The organism is Micromonospora sp. NPDC002411 (assembly GCF_053592955.1).
In genome coordinates this window covers 1-3,163 of record NZ_JBSFBM010000523.1, presented here as the reverse complement: position 1 = coordinate 3,163, position 3,163 = coordinate 1, and the positions used below count along the sequence as shown (strand labels likewise).

The following is a 3,163-nucleotide window of genomic DNA, read 5'->3' as shown; positions in this document are numbered from 1 at the left end:
CCTGCTCGGCGGCGTACGCCCGGAGCAGGTCGTGGGCGCCGAACCGGCCGGGGGCATGCTCGGTGACCAGGTGAGCGTGGGCCAGCTCCGCCAGCAGTCGGGGCACCTGGGCCCGGGGCAGCCCGGCCAGGCTGGCCGCGGCGGCGACCCCGATGTCCGGCCCCGGGTGGCAGCCGAACAGCCGGAACAGACGTGCCGCCGCCGGCGTCAGGTTCCGGTACGACCAGGAGAAGACGGCCTGCACGTCGGTGCTGGCATCCCCCCCGTCGAAGGAGTCCAGCGGACGCGGCGCCTCGCGCAGCTCGGCGGCGAGGGCCGCCAGGGAGAACGCCGGATTCGCCGCACCCCTCGCGGCGAGCACCGCCAGCGCCAGCGGCAGCCGCGCGCACCGCTCGATGATCTCGTCCACCGCCTTCGGCTCGACCGTCAACCGCTGCGCGCCGAGCCGGCGGGCCAGCAGTTGCCAGGACTCGGCGGCACTGAGCAGGCCGACGCCGATCGGCCGGGCGCCCTCGGCGGCGACCAGGCCGGCGAGCCGGTTGCGGCTGGTGACCAGGACCAGGCAGGTCGGGCTGCCGACCAGCAGGGGCCGAACGTGGTCGATGTCGCGGGCGTTGTCCAACAGCACCAGCATCCGACGGTTGGCGAGCAGGCTGCGGTAGAGGCCCACCTGCGCGGTCAGGTGGGTGGGTATGCGTTCGGGCGGCACCTCGAGGGCCTCGAGGAAGCCGCGTACCGCCTCGACGGCGGTCATCTCCGTCCCGGTGGAGTCGAAGCCGCGCAGGTCGACGTAGAGCTGGCCGTCCGGGAAACGGTCGGCCACCCGGTGCGCCCAGTACACCGCCAGGGTCGTCTTGCCGACCCCGGCGGTGCCGGACAGCGTCATGATGGTCACTGGCCCCGGACCGCCGTCCTCGTGCGGGGCGGGGTTGACGCACTCGGCGTCGAGCTGGGCGAGCTGGGCAACACGTCCGATGAATCCGGGTAGCGCCGGGGGTAGTTGGCGGGGCACGGGCAGCCGGGTCGACGTCGTACCGGCCCGTTGGCCGCCGCCCCGGGCCCGGGCCGGCCCGACGCCCGTCCGCCCGGTCGCGGCGTGATCCCGGTTCGGTCGTCGGCGCCCCTCCTCGACCCGGTCCCGCGCGGTGGCCAGTGCCCCCTGCTCGGCGGGGGTCGCCCCGAGCAGGCGGATGAGGACGTCGAACCGCTCCGGCGGAGGCAGGATGTTGCCGGCGAAGTACTCCCCGATGATCCCCCGTGACCAGCCGGTCTTGGCGGCCAACTGCCGATACGTCAGTTGGGTCTCACCCTGCTGCCGGGCTTCCCGACGGCGCAACTGGCGTAACAGCCCGGCCAGTTCCGGCAGTGTCTGCGCGTCGCAGCCGCCGCGGGCCCCCTCGAACGACCCGGGTGAGCCCTGCTCCGTCGGTCGAGCGCCGGGCGGTACCCGTTGGTCGGACATACGGCTCCCACCCCCCGGTCACCCGGTCCCCCCGGATGCGCACGGGCAGGCTAATTCCACCGCCACTCCCATCGATAGGCGACCGCCGATGTCTGACAGTTCCACTTCGGACCGTTGATCGTCCGATGATGTCCGGCGGTGTCCAGTGCCGTCCAGGATGCGCGACGCGAAGCCGAGGTCCCGTGCCACCGTCCTCGTGCGGGTTCGGCCCGCTCCACGATCCCTGGGGGAAGAGGTACCTGATGATCCGTCCACACCCGACCGTTCGGCGGTCCGCGATGCTGCGTCGCGTCGCCGTCACCGCGTTCGGCCTCACGCTGCTCGTCGCGGGAGTGACCGCCGCACCGGCCACCGCCGCACCGGACGGCAAGGCTGGCATCGCCGCACCCGGCGGCAACGCTGGCATCGCCGCACCCGGCGGCAACGCTGGCATCGCCGCACCCGGCGGCAAGGCCGCCACCGCCGGGTCGTTCGTCGACAGCACACCGGTGCCCGGCGGCTTCGCCTCCTGGTCCGAGCTGCTCCGGTTGCAGCAGCGCATGAACAACGCCGCCGCCCAGATCACGAACGCGGCGCAGCGCAGCGCCAACTCCGGGTTCGCCGGCATCGTCGCCGACCCCACCAACCGCCACCTCAAGGTCTACTGGAAGGGGGAGCCGCCGGCCAACCTGGTGGCCAACGCCCGGGCCACCGTCGCCACGCAGGTGCTGCCCGCCGCGTACTCCCAGCGGGAACTTCTTGCCGCGGCCGACCGCCTGCGGGCCAAGGCGGGCGACGAGATCACCACTGTCGGGCCGCGCGCCGACGGCGCCGGCCTGCTCGTCGGCACGCAGGACGGTCTGCTCGGCGCGACGGCCCTGGCCGGCGTGCCAGGACCGTGCAGACCAAGGTCGCCGCCGCGCCCGCGACGCGGTGGGACGACACCGCGCCGTGGTGGGGCGGTGCCGCCTGGCGCAACGCCACCACCGGCGGTGGCTGCTCGACCGGCTTCGGGGTCTTCAAGAACGGGAACGCGCGGATCCTCTCCGCCGCGCACTGCGGCAACCTCAACAACGTCGCGACCGACCCGACCGGGCAGGCGATGGGCACCGTCAGCTTCCGCAACGCCGGCACCGACACCCTGCTGTTGTCGGGCGGCTCCGGCGGCCGGGTCTTCAACAACAGCACCGACGCGCAGGGCAACGTGGTCAGTGAGTTCAGCAACCAGGTGATCGGCGCGTCGGCCAGCCAGGTCGGCAACTGGGTGTGCACCTCCGGCGCGTACTCCGGCACCCGCTGCTCGATCCAGGTGAAGGCCCGCAACCTGTGCATCAACGTGCGCGACTTCGGCCAGGTGTGCGGGCAGGTCCAGGCGGAGAACACCACCGGCCTCAACGCCGTCGGTCAGGGCGACAGCGGTGGCCCGGTGGAGATCGTGAACGCGGCGAACACCCTCCAGGTCTGGGCGACCGGCACCAACACCGCCATCGACGACACCAACACGTCCACGGCCTGCACCGGCTACCGCCCCACCGGGCGGGTCTGCGCCTGGCGGTTCTACTACGAGGACATCTTCTCCGGCATGGCCGGCGTCGGCGCCACGGGCGTCGTCCTCGGCTGAGCGAGCTCGGCGACCCGCCGTTCGACCCGGTGGCCGGGTCGGTGCGCGATCGAGTCACGCAGGTCGGCGTAGTGGTCGACCGGCGGGACGGGGAAGTAACC

The 3,163-nt window shown here is 73.2% G+C and carries 3 protein-coding genes; 1 reads left to right on the top strand and 2 read right to left on the bottom strand.

Annotation, left to right across the window (positions count from 1 at the left end; genetic code table 11):
• Both ACWCO3_RS33300 and ACWCO3_RS33295 read right to left on the bottom strand, forming a co-directional pair.
• A partial coding sequence (locus tag ACWCO3_RS33300; protein ID WP_450013908.1) for an NB-ARC domain-containing protein occupies window positions 1-1,462 on the bottom strand: 1,462 nt, incomplete at its 3' end.
• Between the two features lie 640 nt (window positions 1,463-2,102).
• The gene (locus ACWCO3_RS33295) at window positions 2,103-2,291 is read right to left on the bottom strand and encodes a hypothetical protein (RefSeq protein ID WP_450013906.1); all 189 of its coding nucleotides are present in this window, start codon (window positions 2,289-2,291) and stop codon (window positions 2,103-2,105) included.
• A 48-nt stretch (window positions 2,292-2,339) separates the two neighbouring features.
• Here ACWCO3_RS33295 and ACWCO3_RS33290 point away from each other — a divergent pair, with 48 nt between their 5' ends.
• Window positions 2,340-3,062: a hypothetical protein gene (locus ACWCO3_RS33290; RefSeq protein WP_450013904.1), complete on the top strand. Its 723-nt coding sequence runs from the start codon at window positions 2,340-2,342 to the stop codon at window positions 3,060-3,062.
• Window positions 3,063-3,163: the final 101 nt, after the last annotated feature.